The organism is Fictibacillus sp. B-59209, assembly GCF_036216745.1.
Lineage (GTDB): Bacteria > Bacillota > Bacilli > Bacillales > Fictibacillaceae > Fictibacillus_C > Fictibacillus_C marinisediminis.
This window is the reverse complement of sequence record NZ_JARMMC010000016.1, coordinates 58,526-78,705: the sequence shown is the minus strand read 5'-3', so window position 1 is coordinate 78,705 and position 20,180 is coordinate 58,526. Positions and strand designations below refer to the sequence as shown.

Genomic DNA, 20,180 nt, shown 5'->3' with positions numbered 1-20,180 from the left:
TTGGTTAGAGCGGTGTGAATTTCAGCATACAACATGAATATACACCGAAAGAAGGAAGAGGCGAACAAATGGATAAACCAATAGGCGTGATCGACTCAGGTGTAGGCGGTTTAACGGTAGCGAGGGAGATCATCCGGCAGCTGCCTAAGGAAGAAATATATTATTTGGGTGATACTGCACGCTGTCCGTATGGACCCAGACCAATGGAGGAAGTAAGACAATACACATTGGAGATGATTGAGTTCCTTCTCAGCAAGGAGATAAAGATGCTTGTCATTGCATGCAACACAGCGACAGCAGCCATTTTGGATGAAGTGAAAAAAAGGCTCAGTATACCGGTTATAGGTGTCATACACCCTGGAGCGAGAACAGCCCTGAAAGTAACGAGGAATCAGCAGGTCGGAATCATCGGGACCGTCGGAACAGTAAAAAGCGGTGCTTACGAGACTGCGTTAAAGGAGATCAAGGGCGATATTACTGTGCACAGTCTTGCCTGTCCGCCGTTTGTCCCACTCGTTGAGAACGGCGAACTGTCCGGAGAGGATACGTACAGAACGGTTCTTGAAGTTCTTCAGCCGTTAAAAGAAACCCCGATCGATACTCTTATTCTCGGATGTACACATTATCCGTTATTACGGCCTGTCATTCAAAAAGTAATGGGAGAAAAGATCAAGCTGATCTGCTCAGGTGCTGAAACAGCAAGAGAGGTTTCAGCCATTCTGGATCACAGCGGTCTTTTGTATACTGGCGACCGGGTTCCAGGCCATGAATTCTTTTCTACTTCAGATAACGGACATTTCCTAGAGATTGCGAATCATTGGATGGAAGAAAAAGTAGAGCATGTGCATTTTATTAAATTAGGACAAAACCGCTGAGTGGTTTTGTCCTTTTAGTTTTTGGGGGGGGGGGCTGTCCAGAAAGTCGANNTTCTTGGACAGCCCCTTTTATTTTTTCCGAGAGTGGTCTAAAAGGCGGGACAGCCCGTATACATAGTAGTACAACCACTTGGGGAGGGAAAAGTATGTATAAAAAAATGAGGGCAGGAGCGCCGCTGCTTCTCCTATCAGTGTCAATGCTGATGGCGGGGTGTGGACTGGGGGGAGAAAAAGCAGGAAATGAGCTAGATCCCCCGAAAGTGAACTACGTGAAGGAAGGCAAGTCTCTTGATAAAGAAACAACTGCCAAAGCCACTAAAAACTCCGTGAAACGCCAGCTGTTTTTATTGGACAGCAATGGGCTGGTCGTGCCTCAAATGATGAACCTGCCAAAATCGGGCACTGCTGCAAAACAAGTATTAGAGTACTTAGTAAAAGACGGGCCGGTATCCAATATCCTGCCAAACGGATTCCAGGCTGTGCTGCCGCCTGATACGCAAGTACTGGACGTTGTCGTCGGTAAAGACGGTACGGCAACCGCGAATTTTTCCAAAGAATTCAAGGATTACCGAGGCCAGGATGAACAAAGGCTTTTACAGTCGATCACTTTCACGCTTACTCAATTTCATTCAATTAAAAATGTGAAAATTCAAATAGACGGCAAGAACCAAGACGTTATGCCTGTAAATCATACACCGATCAATGACGGAGTCAGCCGTGCTGACGGCATAAATATTGAAAATGGCGATGTAGTCGACATGACTGGCAGTGATACAGCTACGCTGTATTTTGTTGCGGAAAATGGTACTCAAGAATATTATGTTCCGGTTACACGCAGGGTAGCGAAAAATGACAGCGATAAAATAACTGCAGCTATCCAAGAACTGATTCAAGGACCTGGAGAACAAAGCAGACTTTTAACCGGATTCAGAAATGATGTGAAATTACTCGATGCACCAGTTGTTAAAAACGGGGTAGCCACGCTGAATTTCAATAAAGCCATCTTGGATAATAAATCGGAAAATACGATTGACGATGCTGTGTTGAAATCGATCGTATTATCCTTGACAGAATTAAATGATGTGAAAAAAGTAGCCATTCATGTTAACGGGAAAACAAAACTGAAGTCCGAAGACGGAAAGTCAATCACAGCTCCAGTTTCAAGACCTGCAATAGTAAACACCGGCGAATTTTAATCTATGAATAACTTGTGGTAGGATAAAAGAGACGGCTTAAGCCTTCTCTTTTTTTGTATGGCATAAAACGAAAAATAAGATCAGGCAATGAAAGTGAGCAAGATAACGCAGGAGGTTTATGATGAGGAATGACGGAAGGGCGAACAACGAACTAAGGCCCGTAAAGATGGATAAAGATTACATAAAACATCCGGAAGGAGCTGTCCTCATAGCAGTAGGTGACACAAAAGTGATTTGTACTGCAAGCATCGAAGAGAGAGTTCCTCCGTTTATGAGAGGGCAGGGCAAAGGCTGGATAACAGCTGAATATTCGATGCTTCCGCGAGCGACAGAACAGCGTACGATCCGTGAGTCTAGCAAGGGGAAAGTAACGGGCCGCACAATGGAGATCCAGCGTCTGATCGGAAGAGCGCTCCGTTCCGTTGTTGACCTTTCCAAAATCGGAGAACGGACAATCTGGGTGGATTGTGATGTCATTCAAGCTGACGGAGGGACGCGGACGGCTTCCGTTACAGGAGCGTTTGTTGCGATGGTATTAGCGTTTGGTAAGCTTTTGGAGACCAAAGCGATCAAGCAAATGCCGGTAAGTGATTTTCTTGCTGCTACTTCTGCAGGTATTGACGAAAAAGAAGGAGCCCTGCTGGATTTGAATTATGCCGAAGATTCGACTGCTTCAGTAGACATGAATATTGTCATGACCGGCAGCGGAGACTTTGTCGAGCTTCAAGGAACAGGAGAGGAAGCGACTTTTTCTTATCAGCAGCTGCAGACACTGCTCGAATTAGGGAATAAAGGTGTCACTGAATTGATCGGCATTCAGAAGGAAGTGCTCGGTGATCTGGCGAAACTAATTAAGTAAGGCAGGTATTGATGATGAAAAAAGTACTGATTGCGACGAAGAACGAAGGTAAAGTAAAAGAATTTACATTTATGTTCTCAGAGATGGGATTGGAAGTGACCTCTCTGCTGGATGTGGAGAACACTCCGGATGTTGAAGAAACAGGAACCACATTTGCTGAAAATGCAGCATTAAAAGCAGAAGAAATCTCAGAACTTTACAATATTCCTGTTATCGCGGATGATTCAGGACTTGTTATAGACGCTTTAGACGGCAGGCCTGGTGTTTTCTCGGCCCGATATGCGGGAATAGAAAAAGACGATAATAAAAATATGGACAAAGTGCTTGACGAGATGCGAAGCGTACCGCCTGAAGAGCGCAGTGCGAGATTTGTGTGCGCACTCGCCGTTGCAAGTCCAGGTAGGGAAACACTGATCGTTGAAGGGCATTGTGAAGGTGAGATCGGCTATAAAAAAACAGGAAGCAATGGCTTCGGCTATGATCCAATCTTTGTCGTCGGGCATACTTCGTCCACTATGGCAGAGCTCACAAAAGAAGAGAAAAACAAAATCAGCCATCGTGCAAATGCAATGGCGAAGCTTAAGGATCAGATGCATCTGCTGTTTTAGGAGGTTAGCCAACTGTGAAAGTTTTAATCGTCAGTGACAGCCACGGATATAAAAAGGAACTAGAAATGATCAAAGACCGTCACCGAGGTGAAGTAGAAGCAATGATTCATTGCGGAGATTCCGAGCTTACTGCTGATTCCCGCGAATTAAAGGATTTTATCACGGTGCAGGGCAATATGGATTATGCTGCGCCTGACCTTCCTACAGAAGCCATAGAGCTGATTGGGGACACTTGCTTTTATGTCACGCACGGCCACCTGTATAATGTGAAAATGTCACTCGTATCACTAACCTACCGAGGAGAAGAAACGGGAGCTAAGGTTATTTGTTACGGACACTCTCACACAGCGCACAGCTTTGAGAAGAACGGCCATATCTATATCAATCCAGGCAGCATCAGAATGCCAAGAGAACGTTTTGAAAAAACCTACGCGATCTGTGAGGTTGAAGGCAGTACGGTGAATGTATACTTTTTGGACCTTGAAGGAAAAGAAGTAGAAGACCTTAGAAGTGAATTTCAGCTTTCTTAACAATGGGGAGATTTTTCTCCCCAAATCTGTTGACATACTGAATGGGATATAGTATATTTACTTATGTCGCTGATGTTAGTGACCTAAGTTACCTACTTGCGGGTGTAGTTTAGTGGTAAAACAAGAGCCTTCCAAGCTCTGGTCGTGAGTTCGATTCTCATCACCCGCTCCATTTGCTATTTCTCACGTCGCAATGGAAACAAACAGGCAAGACTTTTTTATACTGGAAAAGTCAAAGAGAATTGATTGATCATAACGTTTTCCCCGAGGAAAACAAAACTGTGTGCCCGCAGCGCTCTGCAATCGCATGAAGTTGCATTGCTAAGCGGAAAGGGCTCTAAAATACATATGTCCCAGTAGCTCAGCCGGATAGAGCATACGCCTTCTAAGCGTACGGTCGGGAGTTCGAATCTCTCCTGGGACGCCATCTAACATACATACTATAGACACCTTTTTCAGTACATCGATTAAATGTACTGAAAAAGGTGTCTTTTTTTTGTCTTCTTTTGCTTAACTAAAGAGTGCTTGGACTATTTTTGTAAGCGCTTCAAAAATGTTTACAATGGACACGTTTCGTTTTCTTTTCTCTTTGGCACAAAGGATGTAAGCGGATACAAAAAAACTGAATAAACTGAAAATTAATTTTTTTCAAAAAAGGTGGTTGACCTAGAACAAAAAGGGGCGTAACATAATCAACAATTATCAGATTCTATTTAAATATTCGAACAATTTACGAAGGAGAAAAGGAGGATCACGATGTTAGAACAATGGGTTTATGTAGACGGTGAATTTGTCTTGAAAGAAGATGCCAAAATCTCTGTTTATGATCACGGATTTTTGTACGGAGATGGGGTGTTTGAAGGCATTCGAGTCTACAATGGAAATGTTTATCGGCTTGATGAACATCTACAGCGTCTGTTTGAATCAGCTCAATCCATCATGTTAACCATTCCGCACACAAAAGAGGAGCTGACAAAAATTATCGTCGAGACGCTCCAAAAAAACCAATATCGTGATGCCTACATCCGTTTAGTCATATCCCGTGGAAGAGGGAATCTTGGCCTGGATCCATTTACCTGTGAAAAACCGGGGGTTATCATCATTGCAGAACAGCTGGCTCTCTTCCCTAAAAAACTTTATGAGACTGGAATCGAAATTGTGACAGTTGCGAGCCGCAGGAACCGCGCAGATGTTTTGAGTCCAAAAGTAAAATCATTGAATTACTTAAACAACATACTCGTCAAAATTGAAGCCAATCTGGCGGGTGTCAGCGAAGCGCTTATGCTGAACGACCAAGGTTATGTCGCCGAAGGTTCTGCAGATAACGTATTTATTGTTAAAGGAAATAGCATCAAAACACCGCCGGGTTACCTGGGGGCGCTTGAAGGAATTACGAGGAACGCTATCGTTGAGATCGCTGCAGAACTTGGATACAACGTTAGCGAAGAGCCATTTACAAGACACGATGTGTACGTGGCTGATGAAGTGTTTCTTACAGGGACGGCTGCTGAAGTCATTGCTGTTATCAAAGTGGACGGCAGGGTAATCGGTGAAGGTGTTCCTGGAAAACACACGAACATTTTGCTGCAAGCGTTCAGGCAAAGAGTTGTCGAAGAGGGAGTCAAAGTCTATCCGGCTTCCACTACCGTACAAGCGGGTTAATCATACGTAACAGGAGTTGTGGTCTATGCGCAGTAACATGATAAAAAAAGGAATTGACCGGGCACCGCATCGCAGCTTGCTGCATGCTGCCGGTGTCAAAGAGGAAGACATGAACAAGCCATTTATCGGGGTCTGTAACTCGTATGTAGATATCATTCCGGGACATATGCACCTCAATAAAGTGGGCGAACAAGTTAAGCAAGCCATCCGTGAAGCAGGCGGTGTCCCGTTTGAGTTTAATACCATCGGCGTCGATGATGGGATTGCCATGGGGCACATCGGGATGCGTTATTCGCTTCCGAGCCGGGAAATTATTGCTGATTCAGCGGAAACAGTCATTAATGCTCACTGGTTTGACGGAGTCTTTTTTATTCCAAACTGTGACAAGATAACGCCGGGCATGCTGATGGCAGCAGTTAGAACGAATGTACCTGCCGTATTCGTTTCAGGCGGCCCGATGGAAGCAGGGAAATCATCCGCTGGAAAATCACTTTCGCTCGTTTCTGTATTCGAAGGAGTCGGATCACATCTTTCCGGTAAGATGTCGAGGGAAGAACTGCTGGAGCTTGAAACAAGCGCCTGTCCGACCTGCGGATCCTGTTCCGGAATGTTCACCGCAAACAGCATGAACTCCATTATGGAAATGCTAGGAATTACATTGCCGGGAAACGGGACACTCGTCGCCACTTCGAAAGAGCGGGATAAGCTCTATAAAGATGCTGCCTTTTGTTTGATGGATCTGGTCGAACGCGATATCCGGCCAAGAGACATTATTACAAAAGAAGCCATAGATGATGCTTTTGCATTGGATATGGCCATGGGAGGATCAACAAACACCGTACTTCATATGCTGGCCATCGCACATGAGGCGGGGATCGAATACGATCTTAAACGAATTAATGAAGTAGCTGAGAGGGTTCCTTATTTATCAAAGATCAGTCCCGCATCCGACTACACGATGCAGGATGTCCATGATGCCGGTGGAGTCAGTGCCATCATGAAACAGCTCTGCCACATTGAAGGAGCAGTTCATAAAGACCGGATCACGATTACGGGGAAAACTCTCTATGAAAATATAAAAGATGCTTCCATTACAAACAGCGATGTAATCAGATATCCTGATAACGCCTACAGTCCTGTAGGAGGACTCTCCATTCTATATGGAAACCTTGCACCTGACGGCTGTGTGATCAAGGTGGGCGGTGTAGATCCATCGATCAAATATTTTGAAGGAGAAGCCATCGTCTTTGAATCACAGGATGAAGCGTTAGAAGGCATCAACAACGGAAAAGTAAAAGAAGGCCACGTTGTGGTTATCCGGTATGAAGGCCCCAAAGGCGGACCTGGAATGCCTGAGATGCTTTCACCGACCTCCGCAATCGCTGGAATGGGACTAAGCACAAAGGTTGCTTTAATTACAGACGGAAGATTTTCAGGAGCATCCAGGGGAATTTCCATCGGTCATATTTCTCCTGAAGCAGCTGAAGGCGGTCCAATCGCATTCCTGGAGAACGGAGACCACATTTTCATTGATTTGACTCAAAGATCGATCAACATCATGCTGAGCAACGAAGAACTGGAAAGCAGAAAGACGGATTGGAGACAGCCTGAACCAAAAATTAAACAAGGCTATCTCGCCCGTTACTCCAAGCTGGTTACTTCAGCCAATACTGGCGGAGTTCTAAAAATATAAACTTTTAGTAAAAAAGTTAAATAATTCAAAATCGATGAAGGGGAAGAATGATAACAGAGTATTCACAGAGAGCCGGAAGCGCTGGGAACCGGTAATGCTCTTATCAGGACCTCACCCCTGAGTGTCTGTCCGAAAGCCATTGGCCAGTAGGGCAGGCCGAGTTAACCCGAAAGAGGAGTTAACTTGTTATCAAACCGGGCGAACATATTCGTCCATGAGGCGGCCAAGCAGCATAGCCGCGAAGAAGGGTGGTACCGTGAAAAGAAGCCTTTTCACCCCTTTGGCAGGTTTACACTGTCATTTTGGGTGGGAAGGCTTTTTATTATGATTTTATAAGGGAGGAATCAGGAATGAAAGCCAGCTGGGTGGCTGATGAAGAGAAAAGCAAAGTTCAAATGATGTCAGGAGCAGACATGCTGATGGAGGCACTTGAAAAAGAAGGGGTAGACGTCTTATTCGGCTATCCTGGAGGTGCTGTCCTTCCAATCTATGATGCCCTTTACAAGAAAAATATCAGACATATTTTAACCCGCCATGAGCAAGGAGCCATCCATGCAGCTCAAGGGTTTGCAAGGGTTACCGGAAAAGCAGGAGTTGTCATCGCCACCTCGGGGCCGGGGGCAACCAATCTCGTTACTGGAATTGCTGATGCCATGATTGATTCTCTCCCGCTTGTCATCTTCACCGGGCAGGTGGCAACAACTGTAATCGGTACGGACGCTTTCCAGGAAGCTGATATTGTCGGTGTAACGATGCCTATCACCAAACATAACTACCAGGTAAGAAGAGTGGAAGACCTCCCCGGGATCGTCCAGGAAGCTTTTCATATCGCTCAGACAGGAAGGCCAGGTCCGGTTCTGGTAGACATTCCAAAAGATATTTCGACTGCTTTAGGGGCATTTTCTACACCGAAAGAAGTCACACTGCCAGGTTACCAGCCAACAGTCATGCCGAACCTTCTCCAAGTAAAACGGCTGGCAGACGCCATTGCCACTGCAAAAAAACCTGTCATTCTTGCAGGTGCGGGTGTGCTGTTCGCTGGAGCAGAGAATGAAATCCTTACCTTGGCTGAACAGCATCGGATTCCGGTCGCCAATACATTGCTCGGGCTTGGCAGCTTCCCATCCGATCATCCCCTTTTCCTGGGAATGGCCGGTATGCATGGCACCTATGCCTCGAATATTGCTCTGCACGAGTGTGATCTCCTGATTGGAATCGGAGCACGGTTCGATGACCGTTTGACAGGTGATCTAAATCACTTCGCCAAGAAAGCAGCCGTTGCCCATATTGACATTGATCCGGCTGAGATCGGCAAGAACGTGGAAACTCTGATTCCGATTGTCGGTTGTGCAAAGCATACCGTTTCAGCATTGCTTCGAGAAAGCACATCGTCAGGAGATACGACAGAATGGGTCTATCATTTATCTGAGCTGAAGAGCAGTTATCCGCTCTGGTATAAAAAAGACGGTGAAACGCTAAAACCCCAGAGATTGCTTGAAATCATTCATGAGGAAACAAAAGGGGAAGCGGTCATTACGACAGATGTGGGACAGCATCAGATGTGGACAGCGCAATATTATGGTTTTTCCAAACCAAACCGCTGGGTAACTTCAGGAGGATTAGGAACGATGGGATTCGGATTCCCGGCAGCAATCGGGGCGAAAATTGGAAATCCAGAACTTCCTGTTGTTGCTGTAACAGGTGATGGCGGATTCCAAATGACATTACAAGAGCTATCTGTTCTTCAAGAATTGAAGCTGCCTGTCATCATTGTCATCGTTAATAACCAGTCACTTGGAATGGTTAGGCAGTGGCAGGAGATCTTTTACGAAGAACGTTATTCACAATCCCTCATTCCTGTTCAGCCTGACTTTGTAAAACTGGCAGCCGCATATGGCATTGACGCTGCGGTTGTTACTACAGAAGAGGATGCCAAAGTGAAGCTTGCACAGGCACTGGAGTCCAATTCTCCTTTCCTTCTCGACTGCAGGGTAACTTCGGATGAAAATGTCTATCCGATGATTGCTCCCGGGAAAGGGATTCATCAAATGATTGGGGTGAAACCATGAGGCGCATTATAACAGCTACCGTTTTAAACCAGAGCGGTGTGTTAAACCGGCTGACAGGACTCCTGACAAAAAGGCAATTTAACATTGAGAGCATCACGGTAGGACATTCCGATGATCCGGGGATATCAAAAATTACGATTGTTGTGCAGGTCGAGGATGACAGAAAACTCGAACAGCTGCTTAAACAGCTGCATAAACAGATCGATGTGCTGAAAGTAAAAGATCTCACCGATATGGCACTTGTAGCCAGGGAATTGGCACTGATTAAAGTGATTACCACACCAGATACACGGAGTGAGATTAAAGTTATTATTGAGCCTTTCAGAGCAGCCATCATTGATGTAAGCCTTGAAAACGTCACGATTGAGGTGACAGGCGACAATGAAAAAGTAGAGGCATTGATCGAGCTGCTGCGGCCATACGGAATTAAGGAAATTTCCAGAACAGGGCTTACCGCAATGCCGCGCGGAACACAAAAAACAGTGTATAACCTGAATCAGTTTTCTATTATCTAAAAATAACTATAAAACCTAGGGAGAGATGTAAAAATGGCAAAAGTTTATTATGACAAGGAAATCGCTGATCAATACTTAAACGGAAAAAAGGTAGCAGTTATTGGATATGGATCTCAAGGGCATGCCCACGCTTTGAACTTGAAAGAAAGTGGATATGACGTTGTAGTTGGTGTAAGACAGGGGAAATCATTTGACCAGGCGGTTGAAGATGGTGTCCGAGTAGCATCTGTAGAAGAAGCTTCCAATGAAGCGGATGTCATCATGATTCTTCTGCCGGATGAACTTCAGCCTCAAGTCTATAAAAAGGAGATCGAACCGGCGCTGACTCCAGGGAAGGCACTTGTTTTTGCGCATGGTTTCAATGTTCATTTCCATCAGATCGTTCCGCCGGATTTCGTGGATGTATTCCTTGTTGCTCCTAAAGGACCGGGACATCTTGTAAGACGGACTTATGAAGCTGGAGCTGGGGTTCCTGCGCTGATCGCAGTTTATCAGGATGTGACGGGAACTGCGAAAGAAACGGCGCTTGAATATGCAAAAGGGATTGGAGCTGCAAGAGCCGGCGTTCTTGAAACAACCTTTAAAGAAGAAACCGAAACGGATCTGTTCGGTGAGCAGGCTGTCTTGTGCGGAGGATTGACTTCACTTGTTAAGACAGGTTTTGAAACTCTTGTAGAAGCCGGGTACCAGCCAGAAGTCGCCTACTTTGAATGTCTGCACGAGCTGAAGCTGATTGTTGACTTAATGTACGAAGGCGGCCTTGAAGGAATGAGATATTCCATTTCTGATACAGCTCAATGGGGCGATTTCCAATCCGGTCCAAGAGTCGTAGATGAGGATACAAGAACGAAAATGAGAGCGGTTCTGAAGGATATCCAAAGCGGAGAGTTTGCTAAAGGCTGGATCTTGGAAAATCAGGCAAACCGCCCAGTGTTCCATGCCATCAATGAGAGTGAAAAACATCATCCGATTGAAGTAGTCGGCCGCGAGTTAAGAGCAATGATGCCTTTTGTTAAACAACAAAAGGAAAAAACGAAGGAGGCGGTGACAAGTGCGAAAAATTGATATCTTTGACACAACATTGAGAGACGGAGAGCAAACGGCAGGAGTGAACTTGAATGCCCAGGAAAAACTTGAGATAGCCAAACAGCTCGAGAGGCTCGGTGTAGATGTCATTGAAGCAGGGTTCCCGGCTGCCTCCCCTGGTGATCTTGCAGCGGTAAAAAAAATCTCCGATGAAATCAAGAACAGTTCGGTAACTGGCCTCGCCCGTTCGACGACAAAGGATATTGATGCGGCATGGGAAGCATTAAAAGGATCACCTGAACCTCGGCTGCATGTTTTCTTAGCAACATCGCCGATCCACATGACATATAAACTAAAGAAAACTCCGGATGAAGTGGTTGAAACAGCCGTTCGATCTGTGAAATACGCACGTGAGCGTTTTCCAATCGTACAATGGTCGGCAGAAGATGCTTGCCGGTCAGATCTGGCTTTTCTCGTAAAAATCATTGAGCAAGTGATTGATGCCGGTGCCACCGTCATTAATCTTCCGGATACTGTTGGCTATTACAGCCCTGCTGAATATGGGCATCTTTTCCGGTACGTGAGAGAGCATGTACCAAACATCCATAAGGCGAAATTATCTGCTCATTGCCATGATGACCTTGGCATGGCTGTTGCTAATTCATTAGCAGCGATCGAGAACGGAGCCGATCAGATTGAATGTACGATCAACGGAATCGGTGAAAGAGCGGGCAATGCTTCATTAGAAGAAATTGCCGTAGCACTCGCCATCCGAAATACCTTTTATAAAGCGGAAACACGTTTGGAACTGAAAGAGATCAGCCGCACGAGCGGACTCGTCAGCAGACTGACAGGAATCAGCGTTCCGCCGAATAAGGCTGTAGTCGGAAGAAATGCCTTTGCTCATGAATCTGGAATCCATCAGGATGGTGTGCTAAAAGAAAAATCAACGTATGAGATTATCACTCCCGAACTTGTTGGAGTATCCTCCAACCAGCTCGTTCTCGGAAAGCATTCAGGGAGGCACGCATTCCGGAAACATATTAACAAACTGGGCTTTGAACCCGGTGAGGAACAGCTTAATGAACTGTTCAACGAATTTAAAGCACTGGCCGACCGGAAGAAGGAGCTCACAGAAGAAGACATTCTGGCCCTCCTTCTCGAACATCAAATCCAGCCGCCAGTCCCTATGTACCAGTTAGGTGATATTCAGGTGAACTATGGCACGAACAATATTCCTACTGCAACCATTACCCTAAAAGCGCCAGACGGAAAGAGCATCCAGGAAGCAGGCACGGGCTCAGGAAGTGTAGAGGCCATTTACAATACATTGGATAAAATGCTGCCGCTGCCTGTACAGCTGAAAGATTACCGTATTCAATCCGTCGGTTCAGGAAGAGATGCATTAGCACAGGTCTATGTTCTGCTAAAGTACGAGGAACAGGAAATCAACGGAAGCGGAACCGCTCAGGATGTGCTTCAAGCTTCAGCAAAAGCATACGTTCATGCGTTAAACAAAACGATTATGAACGTTCAAAAAGAAGAATTAGTGAAAGTCAGTCTATAAATTTTATGAGGAGGGGTCAAGATGGAAAAAACAATTACAGTCTTGCCGGGTGACGGAATCGGACCGGAAGTAATGAAAGGGGCATTGCGGGTGCTCAAAGCCATTGAATCCCGATTTCAGCATCGTTTTACAGTGACCGAGATGCCGATCGGCGGTAAAGCCATCGATGAGACAGGAAATCCACTGCCCCCTGAAACGCTTGAACAATGCAAAAAGAGTGACGCGGTTCTTTTGGGAGCCGTGGGTGGACCTAAATGGGATGGCATGGATCAGCGTCCCGAATACGGACTGCTCCAAATCCGTAAGGAACTCAACGTTTTCGCCAATCTGAGGCCGGTTAAAGCATTCAGTCCATTAGCAGATATTTCTCCGCTAAAACCTGAACTGATCAAAAATGTAGACTTGGTGTTTGTAAGAGAACTGACAGGCGGCTTGTATTTCGCTCAGCCAAAAGGAAGAACAGGATCCGATGAAGCGGTAGACACGCTGTACTATCATAGGCAAGAGATTGAGAGAGTAGTGAAAAAGGCGTTTGAACTCGCGGCTTCCAGAACCGGAAAGCTGACTTCAGTGGATAAAGCCAATGTGCTGGAATCAAGCAAACTATGGAGGGAAGTTGTAAACGAAATAGCGAAGAGCTTTTCAGATGTTAAAGTTGAACACATGCTTGTTGACAATGCGGCCATGCAGCTTGTCCGGAACCCTGCACAATTTGATGTCATCGTGACAGAGAATATGTTTGGCGACATCTTGTCTGATGAAGCCTCCATGATTACGGGATCTCTTGGAATGCTTGCTTCGGCATCATTGAGTGAAGAAGGTGCAGGATTGTATGAACCCGTTCATGGTTCAGCTCCTGATATTGCAGGAACTAATACGGCCAATCCGCTGGGAATGGTCCTTTCAGCAGCAATGATGCTCAGACATTCCTTTCATATGAACGAAGAGGCGGATGCCATTGAAATGGCTGTTCAGGAAGTCCTGAACGCGAAATTCCGTACGGGTGACATACAAACCAAAAAGAGCAGAGTCTCTACAACAGATGAAATGGTGGAACAGTTGGTTTACCGGCTGGAGGAAAACGCGGCGGCCGCAACGCTGCTTGAAGTATATGTGTAAGGAGGAAGGTGCAAAATGGCAAAAACAATCATAGATAAAATCTGGGACAATCACGCAGTCATTCAGGAAATGAACAAGCCCGCTCTTTTATATATTGACCTGCACCTCCTTCATGAGGTGACTTCCCCACAAGCCTTTGCCGGCTTGAGGGAAAAAAATAGAAAAGTCCGAAAACCCGGCCTTTGTTTTGCAACGATGGATCATAACATACCGACCAAAAATCGGTTTGTCATTGATGACCGCATCGCGCTGAAGCAAATTCAAACCCTTGAGGAAAACTGCAAAGAATATGGTATTCATTTGGAAGGTCTTGACTCTGCTGACCAGGGAATCGTACATGTCATCGGTCCGGAGCTTGGCCTGACGGTACCCGGCAAAACCATCGTATGCGGAGACAGCCATACTTCTACACACGGAGCGTTTGGTGCCTTGGCTTTTGGGATTGGAACGAGCGAAGTGGAGCATGTTCTGGCCACCCAGACACTTTGGCAGCAAAAACCGAAGCAGCTCAAAGTGAATATTGAAGGAAAACCAGGATTCGGCGTAACAGCCAAAGACATTGTACTTGCTCTTATTGCCAGCCATGGTACTAACGCCGGTGCGGGACATGTCATTGAATTTACGGGAGAGACGGTAAGAAATTTCACAATGGAAGAACGTATGACATTGTGCAACATGTCCATTGAAGCGGGTGCGAAAGCAGGTTTGATTGAACCAGATGAAACAACGTATGAGTATATTAGAGGAAGAAAATACGCTCCTAAAGATTATGAATTTGAAGAAAAAGTGAAGCAGTGGGAGGATCTTAAGTCGGATTCCAATGCCTCATACGACAAAGTTATCGAGATCGATGCATCAGAAGTTGAACCGATGGTCACCTGGGGAACGAATCCGTCAATGGGTGTGGGAATCTCTGAGAATGTTCCTTCATTTAAAGAAGGGCAACCAGAAAGAGAGAGAGAATCCCTGCAAAAAGCACTTGCCTATATGGGTCTAGCACCGGGACAGTCTCTGACTGAAGTACCTGTTCAGCACGTATTCATCGGGTCTTGTACAAATTCAAGACTAAGTGATCTGAAGGCTGCAGCTCAAGTCATTAAAGGAAAAAAAGTTCACGCTGGGGTCAACGCGATTGTGGTTCCTGGTTCACAGCAAGTAAAAGTTAAGGCAGAAGAAGAAGGTCTGCACCATGTTTTTCAGGAAGCAGGCTTTGAATGGAGAGATTCAGGATGCTCCATGTGTCTTGGGATGAACCCGGATATCGTTCCTGAAGGCGAGAGATGTGCCTCCACATCCAACAGAAACTTTGAGGGCAGGCAGGGCAAAGGAGCGAGAACTCATCTTGTGAGTCCGGCGATGGCCGCAGCAGCTGCCATTGAAGGTAAATTCGTGGACGTCCGAAAATTTGTTTCAGGTACGAGAGAAGGTGAAGCGTATGCCAGGATTTAAGACTTTTACCGGAACAGCAGCCATATTAGACCGTGAAAATGTGGATACAGATCAGATTATTCCTAAGCAATTCCTAAAACGGGTCGAGCGCAGTGGGTTTGGCCAGTATTTGTTTTTTGATTGGCGTTTCAACCGTGATGGCACCCCAAACGCTGAATTTGAACTGAATAAGGAGGATGCAGAGGGAGCTGAGGTTTTAATCGCAGGTGCAAATTTCGGATGCGGATCTTCGAGAGAGCACGCTCCATGGGCACTGAAGGATTATGGATTCAAAGTCATTATCGCTCCTGACTTTGCGGATATCTTCTATAATAACTCTTTGAAGAATGGCATTCTCGTCATCACCCTGCCTAAACCGGTGATTGATCAATTGAAAACCAGTTTGGAAAACGGGAATAAGAAGTTAACCGTCAGCCTGGACAGCCAGGAAATCTCTGCAGGTACAAAGGTGGCAGCTTCGTTCGATTTTGATCCCTATTGGAAAGAGATGCTGCAGAACGGCTGGGATGAAATTTCAATCACCATGCAGTATGATGAAGAGATCAGCCAATTCGAGAACAAGATGGGAGTAGTCTAACAGCCAAATGCAGCCGTTTACTTCCAAGATCCAGCCATTTGGTTTGAATAACAGTTAAGCGGGAATAATAGTGTTTAGTGGCATCGGGATGGCGTAAGCCTTCTATCCTATTATTCCCTATCCCTTATAGGGAAATTTGTACATATGAGCAATCCTGCACAATGGCTGTGCAGGATTTATTGTTACTTCGTGAAGACTGACTCATCTTGAGTTTACGCCTTTAAACTGTTAAACTGATGCAAATAGAAACTGGAAGTGAAGAAACCTAATGGCTAATGAAAAAAAAGGTAAGAAAATCAGCAATGTCGTACTGTTCCCTAATTTGCCGGCCAGATTGCTTGAAAAAGGAATGTCTTCCCTAAAAGCAAAGCAATTTAAGGAATCTTTATCCTGTTTTCTTCAGCTGCTGGAGATAGAACCGGGACATTCTCAGGGACATCTGGGTGTTGTGTTAAGCCTGATTGAACTTGGCCAGCTTCAAGAAGCGAAAATAAGAGCAGATAAAATGCTCAAGCAGGGAATCGGAGAATATTTTGATGTATTGCAGATTTATCTTTCTGTCCTTATTCAGCTTTCAGAATATGAATCCGTCGTGTCAGTTGTTGAAGCGGTGCTTGAGGAACATCAGCTTCCAGCCGCTCAGGCAGAATCCTTTTATCAGCTTTTGCATTTCAGCCGGAAGATGACAGATGATTCAGAACCGCCGATTGATCTATCACCAGAGCCGCACCAGGACCGTTCCAAAGAAATTGAAACCCTTCGGAACATGATGACAAGTGGTGAAATACATAACCAGTGGATTGCCATGCAGCAATTAAGCTATATGAATCCAGAGGATACTATAGCGGTTTACCGGGAGTTCTTAGAAAATGAAGAGGGTAACCCAGGCATCAAGACCATGGCACTAAACTATTTAAAATCAAAGGACATACAGGAAAACGTAACCTTACATAAGTTTGGAAATACCTATTCCATCAACATTCAGGAACTTCACGATGTCTATGAAGATCCATTTAACCTTGAAGTAAAAAAAGAATTGGAGGATCGGCTGGAACAGGATAATCCGACTCTGACAGAATTTGCTGTTACGATTTGGTGGGACTACATACTTGCTATTTATCCTCAGGTGCCCGAACCGGCAGATTCTCATTATTGGGCACGTGCCCTTCAGTGTGCAGCTGGTAAACTGAGCGGTATGGACACCTGTGATGCCATCGAATCCGAAATCGAGATCCATCCTGAAAGTTTAGAAAAAGCGGTCGAACAGCTCCTTGATATTGAGAGGTTTACGTTCGGCCCGAATAAATTTCAAGGATACTAATACGGAAACAATCCGGGTCTTTGTTGAAATACAAGTCTGTTATGATATAATGGAATGGTTGTAACGAAAATGTAAGATTTTCAATGAAATACGTAATGTTGGAGGGAACTTTGAATGAGTGCAAAATGGGAAAAGTTAGAAGGTAATCAAGGTGTCTTAACGATTGAAGTTGAGGCTTCTGAAGTAGATACAGCTCTTGACCAGGCATTTAAAAAAGTGGTTAAACAGGTAAACGTACCAGGTTTCCGTAAAGGAAAAATGCCAAGAAAAATGTTTGAACAGCGTTTTGGAGTAGAATCTCTATACCAAGATGCTCTGGACATCATCTTGCCGCAAGCATACAGCCAAGCTGTAGAAGAAGCTGGAATTGATCCAGTTGACCGTCCAGAGGTTGACATCGAGCAAATGGAAAAAGGAAGCAACCTTGTTTTCACTGCTAAAGTTACAGTAAAACCTGAAGTTAAGCTTGGTGAATATAAAGGGCTTGAAGTTACTGAATTCGACGCATCTGTAACAGACGAAGATGTTGACAGCGAAATCAAGCGTCTTCAAGAGCAGCAAGCTGAGCTTGTTGTAAAAGAAGAAGGCGAAGTAGAAAACGGTGATACAGCTGTTATCGATTTCGAAGGATTCGTTGACGGAGAAGCGTTCGAAGGCGGAAAAGCTGAGAACTATCCACTTGAAATCGGATCTGGTTCTTTCATCCCTGGATTTGAAGAGCAATTGATCGGAGACAAAGCAGGTACTGAAAAAGAGGTTAACATTACGTTCCCTGAAGAATACCATGCAACTGAGCTTGCTGGTAAGCCTGCAGTCTTCAAAGTGAAAATCCATGAAATTAAATCAAAACAGCTTCCTGAGCTAAACGACGAGTTTGCTAAAGAAGCTGATGCAGAAGTTGAAACGCTTGACGCTCTTAAAGCAAGCATCCGTACGAAGCTTGAAGAAAGCAAAAAGCATGAAGCTGAGCACCACACTCGCGATACAGTCGTTGACAAAGCGGTTGATGCAGCAGAAGTAGATATTCCAGAAGCAATGGTCAACACAGAATTAGACCGTATGGTTCAAGAATTTGGACAACGTCTGCAAATGCAAGGTATGAACCTTGACCTTTACTTCCAGTTCTCTGGCACGGATGAAGCTGCTCTTCGTGAGCAAATGAAAGAAGATGCTGGAAAACGCGTGAAAACGAACCTAGTACTTGAAGCGATCTCTGAAGCTGAAAAAATTGAAGCTACGGAAGAAGAAATCAATGAAGAGCTTAAGAAAATGGCTGAAATGTACAACATGGACGTAGAGAAAATTACGCAAATGCTTGCTATTCAAGGCGGAAACGACGCTGTAGCAGCTGATCTTAAAATCAGAAAAGCTATTGACCTGCTAGTGGATAACAGCAAAACAATTGCATAAGATAGAGTAAGGTCTGGCAAGGCACGAACTTTTCGTGCCTTGTTTTATATAATTATTTATCATTCTTGGCAGGAAAAAGCGCTTTTTTATTGAAACTTTTTTAAAGGCTTTATTTTAGGATTAAGGTTTTAAAATAAGCCATAAGGTTAATACTTATAGAACACATTGATTCCAGCCAAATACATACTATTAATTGTCAAGGAAGGGTTTTTATTTCCGTTCATTAGGGGATATATGATACAATCCAATACATAAACTTGCGGAAATGAAATCAGTAAGCACTTGAAATAATTGCTTGCGGTGTAATGAAACAAGCATATCTGGAAACGGTATGAAAAGGTAATTGGTTTCATCCAATTTAAGGTTTAGGGGTGATTTCATTGTTTAAATTCAATGACGAAAAAGGGCAGCTGAAATGTTCCTTTTGTGGAAAAACGCAGGATCAAGTTCGTAAACTGGTAGCAGGACCAGGTGTATATATTTGTGACGAATGTATCGAGCTATGCACTGAAATTGTGGAAGAGGAGCTTGGTACAGAAGAGGATGTAGAGCTTAAGGAAGTTCCGAAACCAATGGAAATCCGCAAGATTCTCGATGAATATGTCATTGGACAGGAACAGGCTAAGAAGTCTCTTTCCGTAGCAGTATATAACCACTACAAACGCATTAATTCTTCACAAAAGTCCGATGAAGTGGAGCTTGCAAAAAGTAACATCGCCATGATCGGGCCTACAGGAAGCGGTAAAACGCTATTGGCTCAAACGCTTGCCAGAATCCTAAATGTTCCTTTCGCTATTGCTGATGCGACTTCTTTAACAGAAGCCGGTTATGTGGGCGAAGACGTTGAGAACATTTTGCTTAAATTGATTCAAGCGGCTGATTACGATGTAGAAAAAGCTGAAAAAGGCATTATTTACATTGATGAAATCGATAAAATTGCCAGAAAGTCTGAAAATCCTTCCATTACCCGTGATGTATCTGGTGAAGGTGTACAGCAGGCCCTTCTTAAAATCTTAGAAGGTACCGTTGCAAGCGTACCTCCGCAAGGCGGAAGAAAGCATCCGCATCAGGAGTTCATTCAAATCGATACCACAAATATTCTATTTATTTGCGGTGGTGCATTTGATGGCATCGAACAAATCATCAAACGCCGTTTAGGGAAAAAAGTCATCGGATTCAGCTCTGAATCCAGACAGGCAGAACTTAAAGCAGGAGAATACCTGGCAAAAGTATTGCCTGAAGATTTGCTTCGCTTTGGTCTTATCCCGGAATTCATCGGCCGTCTGCCTGTGACTGCAAGTCTAACTCCGCTTGATGAGGATGCACTTGTTGAAATTTTGACAAAACCAAAAAATGCGCTCGTTAAGCAATACCAAAAGCTTCTTGATCTTGATGGTGTTGAACTTGAGTTCAACGAAGAAGCTCTTACTGAAATTGCTAATCAGGCTATCGAACGTAAAACTGGTGCACGTGGTCTGCGTTCTATCATTGAAGGAATGATGCTGGACGTTATGTTCGAACTTCCTTCCCGAGAAGACGTGGCTAAGTGTATCATTACAAAAGAAACGGTAGCTGATAAAGTTCCGCCAAAACTCGAACTTGAGGACGGCACAATTGTGGAACCTAAAAAGGAAACACCGAAAGAAAGTGCGTAAGAAGAATTAAAACCAGCCTCTAGGGGCTGGTTTTTTTGTTTTGGGTTAT

Annotated in this window: 17 protein-coding genes and 2 tRNA genes; all 19 read left to right on the top strand. The window is 44.7% G+C overall.

The window, feature by feature from the left end; translation table 11 throughout:
- Positions 1-68 precede the first annotated feature (68 nt).
- The 19 genes from racE (at position 69) to clpX (ending at position 20,131) form a co-directional block, all read left to right on the top strand.
- Positions 69-875, top strand: a complete 807-nt coding sequence (racE, locus tag P4361_RS12175) for a glutamate racemase (protein ID WP_328089591.1) — start codon at positions 69-71, stop codon at positions 873-875.
- Positions 876-1,021: 146 nt separating this feature from the next.
- Positions 1,022-2,071: a GerMN domain-containing protein gene (locus P4361_RS12170; protein ID WP_328089590.1), complete on the top strand. Its 1,050-nt coding sequence runs from the start codon at positions 1,022-1,024 to the stop codon at positions 2,069-2,071.
- A gap of 121 nt (positions 2,072-2,192) precedes the next feature.
- Positions 2,193-2,930, top strand: a complete 738-nt coding sequence (gene rph, locus P4361_RS12165) for a ribonuclease PH (RefSeq protein ID WP_328089598.1) — start codon at positions 2,193-2,195, stop codon at positions 2,928-2,930.
- Between the two features lie 14 nt (positions 2,931-2,944).
- Positions 2,945-3,538, top strand: a complete 594-nt coding sequence (locus P4361_RS12160) for an XTP/dITP diphosphatase (RefSeq protein ID WP_053357645.1) — start codon at positions 2,945-2,947, stop codon at positions 3,536-3,538.
- A gap of 14 nt (positions 3,539-3,552) precedes the next feature.
- Entirely contained in the window at positions 3,553-4,068 is a 516-nt protein-coding gene (locus tag P4361_RS12155) for a metallophosphoesterase family protein (protein WP_091004088.1), read from the top strand.
- Between the two features lie 98 nt (positions 4,069-4,166).
- Positions 4,167-4,240: transfer RNA gene (locus P4361_RS12150), tRNA-Gly, on the top strand.
- Between the two features lie 178 nt (positions 4,241-4,418).
- Positions 4,419-4,495: transfer RNA gene (locus P4361_RS12145), tRNA-Arg, on the top strand.
- A gap of 329 nt (positions 4,496-4,824) precedes the next feature.
- Positions 4,825-5,730: a branched-chain-amino-acid transaminase gene (gene ilvE / locus P4361_RS12140; RefSeq protein ID WP_062234014.1), complete on the top strand. Its 906-nt coding sequence runs from the start codon at positions 4,825-4,827 to the stop codon at positions 5,728-5,730.
- Positions 5,731-5,755: 25 nt separating this feature from the next.
- Complete coding sequence (gene ilvD, locus P4361_RS12135) at positions 5,756-7,423, top strand: dihydroxy-acid dehydratase (RefSeq protein ID WP_328089589.1); 1,668 nt, start codon at positions 5,756-5,758, stop codon at positions 7,421-7,423.
- A gap of 350 nt (positions 7,424-7,773) precedes the next feature.
- Entirely contained in the window at positions 7,774-9,492 is a 1,719-nt protein-coding gene (gene ilvB / locus P4361_RS12130; RefSeq protein ID WP_062234019.1) for an acetolactate synthase large subunit, read from the top strand.
- The gene (gene ilvN, locus P4361_RS12125; protein WP_053357650.1) at positions 9,489-10,007 is read left to right on the top strand and encodes an acetolactate synthase small subunit; all 519 of its coding nucleotides are present in this window, start codon (positions 9,489-9,491) and stop codon (positions 10,005-10,007) included. Before ilvB ends, ilvN begins: the two co-directional genes overlap by 4 nt.
- 33 nt (positions 10,008-10,040) lie before the next feature.
- Entirely contained in the window at positions 10,041-11,072 is a 1,032-nt protein-coding gene (ilvC, locus tag P4361_RS12120) for a ketol-acid reductoisomerase (RefSeq protein ID WP_062234022.1), read from the top strand.
- On the top strand, positions 11,059-12,600 hold the full coding sequence (locus P4361_RS12115) for a 2-isopropylmalate synthase (protein ID WP_062234025.1): 1,542 nt from the start codon (positions 11,059-11,061) through the stop codon (positions 12,598-12,600). Before ilvC ends, P4361_RS12115 begins: the two co-directional genes overlap by 14 nt.
- Before the next feature lie 21 nt (positions 12,601-12,621).
- Complete coding sequence (gene leuB / locus P4361_RS12110) at positions 12,622-13,719, top strand: 3-isopropylmalate dehydrogenase (protein ID WP_328089588.1); 1,098 nt, start codon at positions 12,622-12,624, stop codon at positions 13,717-13,719.
- A 15-nt stretch (positions 13,720-13,734) separates the two neighbouring features.
- Positions 13,735-15,168, top strand: coding sequence for a 3-isopropylmalate dehydratase large subunit (gene leuC, locus P4361_RS12105; RefSeq protein WP_265410040.1), 1,434 nt, complete (start codon positions 13,735-13,737; stop codon positions 15,166-15,168).
- Complete coding sequence (gene leuD, locus P4361_RS12100) at positions 15,155-15,745, top strand: 3-isopropylmalate dehydratase small subunit (RefSeq protein WP_328089587.1); 591 nt, start codon at positions 15,155-15,157, stop codon at positions 15,743-15,745. The genes leuC and leuD overlap by 14 nt, the downstream gene beginning before the upstream one ends.
- A gap of 268 nt (positions 15,746-16,013) precedes the next feature.
- Positions 16,014-17,066: a hypothetical protein gene (locus P4361_RS12095; RefSeq protein WP_328089586.1), complete on the top strand. Its 1,053-nt coding sequence runs from the start codon at positions 16,014-16,016 to the stop codon at positions 17,064-17,066.
- 114 nt (positions 17,067-17,180) lie between these two features.
- Complete coding sequence (tig, locus tag P4361_RS12090) at positions 17,181-18,476, top strand: trigger factor (RefSeq protein WP_328089584.1); 1,296 nt, start codon at positions 17,181-17,183, stop codon at positions 18,474-18,476.
- 380 nt (positions 18,477-18,856) lie between these two features.
- Entirely contained in the window at positions 18,857-20,131 is a 1,275-nt protein-coding gene (gene clpX / locus P4361_RS12085; protein ID WP_053357658.1) for an ATP-dependent protease ATP-binding subunit ClpX, read from the top strand.
- The last annotated feature ends 49 nt before the right edge of the window (positions 20,132-20,180 follow it).

Coding starts and splice junctions, on each gene's coding strand:
- rph (WP_328089598.1), top strand. CDS start 2,193: ATGAGGAATGACGGAAGGGCGAACAACGAACTAAGGCCCGTAAAGATG.
- leuD (WP_328089587.1), top strand. CDS start 15,155: ATGCCAGGATTTAAGACTTTTACCGGAACAGCAGCCATATTAGACCGT.
- ilvC (WP_062234022.1), top strand. CDS start 10,041: ATGGCAAAAGTTTATTATGACAAGGAAATCGCTGATCAATACTTAAAC.
- ilvD (WP_328089589.1), top strand. CDS start 5,756: ATGCGCAGTAACATGATAAAAAAAGGAATTGACCGGGCACCGCATCGC.
- ilvE (WP_062234014.1), top strand. CDS start 4,825: ATGTTAGAACAATGGGTTTATGTAGACGGTGAATTTGTCTTGAAAGAA.
- P4361_RS12095 (WP_328089586.1), top strand. CDS start 16,014: ATGGCTAATGAAAAAAAAGGTAAGAAAATCAGCAATGTCGTACTGTTC.
- tig (WP_328089584.1), top strand. CDS start 17,181: ATGAGTGCAAAATGGGAAAAGTTAGAAGGTAATCAAGGTGTCTTAACG.
- P4361_RS12170 (WP_328089590.1), top strand. CDS start 1,022: ATGTATAAAAAAATGAGGGCAGGAGCGCCGCTGCTTCTCCTATCAGTG.
- ilvN (WP_053357650.1), top strand. CDS start 9,489: ATGAGGCGCATTATAACAGCTACCGTTTTAAACCAGAGCGGTGTGTTA.
- ilvB (WP_062234019.1), top strand. CDS start 7,774: ATGAAAGCCAGCTGGGTGGCTGATGAAGAGAAAAGCAAAGTTCAAATG.
- leuC (WP_265410040.1), top strand. CDS start 13,735: ATGGCAAAAACAATCATAGATAAAATCTGGGACAATCACGCAGTCATT.
- P4361_RS12160 (WP_053357645.1), top strand. CDS start 2,945: ATGAAAAAAGTACTGATTGCGACGAAGAACGAAGGTAAAGTAAAAGAA.
- leuB (WP_328089588.1), top strand. CDS start 12,622: ATGGAAAAAACAATTACAGTCTTGCCGGGTGACGGAATCGGACCGGAA.
- racE (WP_328089591.1), top strand. CDS start 69: ATGGATAAACCAATAGGCGTGATCGACTCAGGTGTAGGCGGTTTAACG.